Here is a 5,819-nt window from a genome sequence, read left to right on the forward strand (position 1 = left end):
CGGCCGAAGCCGTGGTGCCGCTGGCACTGCCGCTGTGGTTGTAGGCGATCAACGTGCCGCTTGGCATGTTGCTGGTGAACCTGTCAGTGCCACCGTTGCCACCGCTGATGCTGGCACTGGCCATCTGGCTCTTGAACTCGGCCTTGTTCTCGATACTGCTCCAGCCCAGGGTGCCGGTGCTCAGGCGGTTCTTGTCGGCATCGGCGGTACTGGCAATGACGCTGCCGTCGAGCTGGGTGTGCTTGCCGACATCGACCTGATAACCGCCCTTGCCGGCGAACAGGCCGGTCTGCTCCTGCACGCTCTGGTACTTGGAGTCGAGCTTGGTCTTGCTGGCGCTGAGACTGCCGCTCGCCCCGCCGGTACCGATGATGGTGACGCTCAGCCCGCCGCTGACATTGCTCTGCTTGGACTTGTAGTTGTCGGTGTCCTGCAGGCTTTGCAGCGTCAGGTCGCGCCCCACGTCGGCGGTGATCTTCCCGGCGTTGACCTGCGCGCCTTTGAGCGCGGTATCCCGCCCGCTGCGCAGGGTAGCCTCATTACCGGCATCGAGGGTGGTTTCGGTCCAGGTCGTGCCGTTGCCTTTCTCGTTGCCGGCACCCTTGTTGGCGTTGGCAAAGATGCTGAGGCCAACACCGTCGGGACCACCACCGATGCTGGCGCCGATGGCGCCGCCGCTGCTGCTGTTCTTGCCATCGAGCTTTTGCGTATTGGCCGCAGCCTCAAGGCGGATGTCGCGTTCAGCGGACAACAGCAGGTCGTTGCCGGCCTTGAGTAGGCTGCCTTGGACCCGGATGTCCCCGCCGTTTCCGGCGCGGTTGCCGGTGGCCACAATGCTCAGGTCGTTGCCACTGGTCAGGCTGCTGCCCTGGCTGACGGTCTGTTCCTGGGTCTGCCGCGAGCTCGATTTCTGCCCGCCCAGCGATACGGCGATGCCGACGAACTGGCCAGCATTAGCCGCCGTCATGCCGCCGTTCTGCTGGGCAGCCTGCCAGGCCTGAACACCGGTCAGGCCGGCCTTGATGCCCTGAAGGGCAGAAAGCCGGCTGTCCTCTTCCCGGGTCGCTTGCTTGGTAATCTGGTAAGCGGTGTCGATGACACTGCCAACCGCACCGGACAGCGCCAGGGTCAAGCCGCTGCTCTTGCTCTTGGAGGTTTGCTCGCTGCTGTTGTGGTTTTCGGCAGCAACGATCTCGACGTTCTGCCCGACGAGGATGATGCTCTGATCGCTCAAGCCACGACCAAAGCGAGCAGTGAAGGAGGGGAGATTTTGCAGTAAAGCGGAAAAACAACACCGGCCCGAGGCCGGTGTAGAATGCATCAGATATGAGCAGAAATTCGCTTATATAAAAACTCATAAAAATCTGAAGCGTAACTAACACTCTCGCCAGACGGAAGCCGAAGACTCACTGGGCATTCGCCATCTTTAAACCTTGAATAATCAAAAAAAAAGACCTCACCCATATCAGTTTCGCTAATTACAAGCTTTTTGCCATCTACCAAATTATTTTTTATTCCCACGATATGTTGATAGACAATATCCCCTCCATTGACCTCCTCAAAGTCCACACCATAGATACTGTAAATTTCCTCAGTACCAATCTCGCCACCCGCATACGTTTTTAAAAACCACTTGTACGACTCTGGCAGTTCAAGCCCTAACCTCTGCTCCGCTTTCTTAATCCAGTCGTCACCCACCTGATCGGCCTCACTACCGAAGCACACAACATCAGGATGCAATGATATTAACTCCCCAATTTGCTGCACCGTAACTTTGCTCATACTTAATTCCTAAAATCTGCGGATCGTTGTTTCCAGTATTGCACCTTCCACTTATCAAAAGCAGCCCGATCAATACCAGAAGGAATTGTATTAGGGTTAATGTGAATGGTTGCGCCATTAGATTGGTGAAAGCTCTGGGTCATTTCTGCAATAGATCCTGACTGTGTTTGTGTCATATGGTGTAGGTTCACTGACTTTCCATCTACACCAATGGACGCTCGACCAGAGGCCATACGTTCAGCATTAGTACCTGTTATGACCTTGCCACCCTCACGCCAACTAGTTTGCAAGTTAGGATCAAATAAGTCATTCCGCTGATAGACCTTATTCCCACCAAACTGAATGGGATCTTTTGACCAAAAAATACGCTGTTGAGTAAAAACAGAAGCCGCTTCTGTAGCGCTCCCTGCGCCTTTTGCACCAGACGCTACGTACTGACTGGTCTCATTAATCAGCCGAGACGCTTCAGCAAGGTCCCTCCTCTTCAGCGCTGTTTCAGCCGCTTTAATCGCCTTGCCCGCAGCATCCCCTACACCCGGGAAGATGCCTATGGTTGCGGCGAGATAATCCAGCGCGCTCTCCGCTTCCGCATAGCTCTTTATATCACCAATTACGGGTACAAAATCAGCCCCCGTCGACAGTGTATCTTTCAGGTGCTCCCGCCGTTCCTTGTACATCTTGACCGAGCAGGCATCCGAGCTTAACCCGGCGCAGTTCTGCTGCCTGTAGCGTTCGTTTTCTGCCTTGACATGCTCTTCGGCCACAACCTCCGGTGTCTTGCCTGCCGCCAATGCCTCAGCAATATCGCTCAGCGCGTTGTTTTCCGCGGCGTTCCTTCCCGCCTGGCCCGCTGCGACAGCATCTGCCAAGCCTCCGCCCGTTGCAGCACCTGCCAACCCTGATGCAAGCGTTGCCAATGCAGAAATGGTCTGTTTCTCTTCCTCACTCAGTTGAACTTTGTTATGTTTTCCTTGCTGTCCAAATGTATTTTGGCCGCAAGATCTTTGGTAACGGGGAGCTTACTTACGTCTTTTGCACCATTCAATAGCGAAATCAAAAAGACCAGCTACGTTTTTCGCAACGTCCACCATCGGCAACTCAAATCAGGTTCAAACATAACCATAGCCTCTGAAATTGAATCACTAATATCAAAGACAACACGAACTCCCGCCTCGAAACCATCTCGCACCACCTCGATAGATCTAACTCTTTCAGACGAAATGACTGCTAGCTCCTGCATGGGAAGTCTCAAGACAACTTGGAACGACTCCATAACCGCGCTGAAAGAAATATCTAACTCAAGATCACTCCTACTTGACTTCACTGTGTAACGACACAAAGCCAAGCTTGGATCAAGCTCAATAGGTTCAACACCAAACTCTTCCAAAAAATCACTTTCGCTCGGGAAATCCATTACTGCGCCCTCAGTGAAGCGGTATGATCGTGCTTAGTTTGCGAGTCCCATCATCAAGAATCTGGAACGTGCTCTGAAAGTCAGCAGCCTTGCCCGACGGCCCAACGAACAATGACTTTTTAACCTCGAATTACCATACTTGTTGGTGTACGTGTTTATCACATTCCCTTCAGTTTTTGCCGAAAGCGCCAGGTGATTCGTAAGCATCTGTCGGCCAGCGGCATTATCAGGAACACCAAACCTCTTCATTTCCAAAAAGCGATCAAACTTAATTCTGTTCTGAGCAAAATTAGCCTCTATCAACACGCCCTTTTCGACATTACCGAAAGCATTCCCTGTTGTTTTTGCACCAACTAATCAGACAGCAAAACTAAAGAACTCCACAATGGCGGAAGACCAAGCCCCTCCATGTAAGACCCAAAATCTACAAAAGCATCGACTCCAATGGCCTCAACCGAGAACCATGTCGCCTCACATTCTTGGCAGACATAGACGAGCTTTCCACTTGACTTAATTTGGGCCTTGCAAAGGTCTCCCTGCTCACACCTTGGACAAAGCATTTTAAACCTCTATTTGACAGGGTAAACGATAATTATCTTATTCGTACCTGGTCGAACGATTATTTTTATGCTGGTTTCACCAGATTTTCCGATAGCACGCCCCATTGGAACAATATAAGCGCCTGGATCTCCAGACACCGGAGCCCCTTTCTTAAGCCACGCCTGATCAACTAGGCCTAAAACCTCTTTACGATCCACATTAAATACACTGTGTGTTGTTTTGTTTGGATTCGGCGCTGCGTGATCCAAAACGTGCTTCACTCGATTTCCGTGAACAGAACCCAATCCGTAATTTAGCCCTGCCGGACTTGACCAGGTGCGAGTAGCTTTATCGAAGCTTAGCTCTACTGGGACACCTGCCGCTTTTACACCATTAAATCACTTCGATTTCAAGGACTTCTCTTTTATATAGTCCTCCAAATAGCTGTCTATGGGCTTCGCTGTTCCCAGAACATGAAGCTCACCAGACTGCCTATCAATTAAAAACGGGGCATTCCCTGCGAGCTGAGCTGACAGCTCACCTGTTTCCAAAAATTCCTTTGATTGGTAGCAGAAATACCACCCCTCGGAAAATTCCCCCTCATATGTAATTTGCAAAGGAACTTCGGAGTCCTTTAGATATTCCTTCGCCAGCTCCAAGGCATACGCATAAGTGACCATCAATTTGTCCTCAATAGCTGCAGTGTTTTGAAATCACTGAGATTTGCTGGCTTCCCGGTCTGCCCATCAAGGAATCTAACAACACCGTCCTGATTAACCACATTGAACACATGCCCTGGCTGACCAGGCCCATAAGAACCAAACACGATCCCCCGAGCACCATTGCCGGAGTTTGCCATTTGTTGCGCAATATTCTCAGGCGCTGTTACAGGGCCAAATTTAGAGCTGAATTGCTTTTCCAGCACACTCAATGGAACACCTTTCGTATGGTTGATTGGCAATGCAGATGCAGGATTTCCCGCCAGTGTCGCATCAGTAGCAATAGAGCAATTGACACAGTTATGAGTTCGACCTGCGCCTGGATAACCCGGATTAACATTCTTTATTGATCCGGCAGTTTGATCGACCACATCTGTCGCTTTTGCGCCAGACGCTATGTACTGACTGGTCTCATTAATCAGCCGAGACGCTTCAGCAAGGTCCCTCCTCTTCAGCGCTGTTTCAGCCGCTTTAATCGCCTTGCCCGCAGCAACCCCTACACCTGGGAAGATGCCTATGGTTGCGGCGAGATAATCCAGCGCGCTCTCCGCTTCCGCATAGCTCTTTATAACACCAATTACGGGTACAAAATCAGCCCCCGTCGACAGTGTATCGTTCAGGTGTTCCCGTCGCTCCTTGTACATCTTGACCGAGCAGGCATCCGAGCTTAACCCGGCGCAGTTCTGCTGCCTGTAGCGTTCGTTCTCTGCCTTGACATGCTCTTCGGCCACAACCTCCGGTGTCTTGCCTGCCGCCAATGCCTCAGCAATATCGCTCAGCGCGTTGTTTTCCGCGGCGTTCCTTCCCGCCTGGCCCGCTGCGACAGCGTCTGTCAAGCCTCCGCCCGTTGCAGCACCTGCCAACCCTGATGCAAGCGTTGCCAACGCAGAGATGGTCTGTTTCTCTTCCTCACTCAGTTGATCCCGACTCTTGTCAGGGTAGATCCGAGCGGCGATCAACTCACCCGTAGCTGCACCGGCCGCACCCGCTGCCGCCGAGTTACCCTGGGCCTGCGCCACCACAGCGCCCAACACAGCATGGGCCATGACCCGGACGTTCTCGTTATTGCCGGCGACTTTCCTGATAACCCCGGCCAGGTAAGGTGCCGACGCACCGGCAAGCGCACCACCGAGGTTGCCGCCCGCCAACCCCTGCAAGGCAGCCGTAACGGCTTGGGTGACTTTTTGATAATCACCACTGGTGCCGTACTTACCCATGATGCGCTGGTAAGCCTCGGTGGCGACCAGTTTTTCCTGGTACGCCTTTTTCGCCGCCTCGCTTGCCCCTTCACCCGGCGCCGGGATGCCGCGTGCATCGAGTTCCGCACGCGCCTCCTTGTCGGCCTTCAGCTGCCCCTCGGTACG

7 protein-coding genes are annotated in these 5,819 nt (G+C 52.8%); all 7 read right to left on the reverse strand.

Going from position 1 to position 5,819, the window contains the following annotated elements; translation table 11 throughout:
• Positions 1-1,234, reverse strand: a 1,234-nt coding sequence (locus QSV36_RS22825) for a hemagglutinin repeat-containing protein (RefSeq protein ID WP_502945742.1), incomplete at its 3' end; no start/stop codon positions are given.
• Positions 1,235-1,320: 86 nt separating this feature from the next.
• Positions 1,321-1,782 (reverse strand): SMI1/KNR4 family protein, encoded by a 462-nt coding sequence (locus QSV36_RS22830; protein WP_289134656.1) that lies wholly within the window; start codon positions 1,780-1,782, stop codon positions 1,321-1,323.
• 2 nt (positions 1,783-1,784) lie between these two features.
• Complete coding sequence (locus tag QSV36_RS22835) at positions 1,785-2,732, reverse strand: HNH/ENDO VII family nuclease (protein ID WP_289134736.1); 948 nt, start codon at positions 2,730-2,732, stop codon at positions 1,785-1,787.
• Positions 2,733-2,848: 116 nt separating this feature from the next.
• Positions 2,849-3,196, reverse strand: coding sequence for a hypothetical protein (locus QSV36_RS22840; protein WP_289134659.1), 348 nt, complete (start codon positions 3,194-3,196; stop codon positions 2,849-2,851).
• A gap of 569 nt (positions 3,197-3,765) precedes the next feature.
• Positions 3,766-4,017: a hypothetical protein gene (locus QSV36_RS22845; RefSeq protein ID WP_289134662.1), complete on the reverse strand. Its 252-nt coding sequence runs from the start codon at positions 4,015-4,017 to the stop codon at positions 3,766-3,768.
• Positions 4,018-4,134: 117 nt separating this feature from the next.
• Positions 4,135-4,416: a YrhB domain-containing protein gene (locus QSV36_RS22850; protein ID WP_289134666.1), complete on the reverse strand. Its 282-nt coding sequence runs from the start codon at positions 4,414-4,416 to the stop codon at positions 4,135-4,137.
• A partial coding sequence (locus QSV36_RS22855) for a toxin glutamine deamidase domain-containing protein (RefSeq protein ID WP_289134669.1) occupies positions 4,416-5,819 on the reverse strand: 1,404 nt, incomplete at its 5' end. The genes QSV36_RS22850 and QSV36_RS22855, both read right to left, overlap by 1 nt.

The sequence above is a fragment of the Pseudomonas sp. BCRC 81390 genome (assembly GCF_030341915.1).
GTDB lineage: Bacteria > Pseudomonadota > Gammaproteobacteria > Pseudomonadales > Pseudomonadaceae > Aquipseudomonas.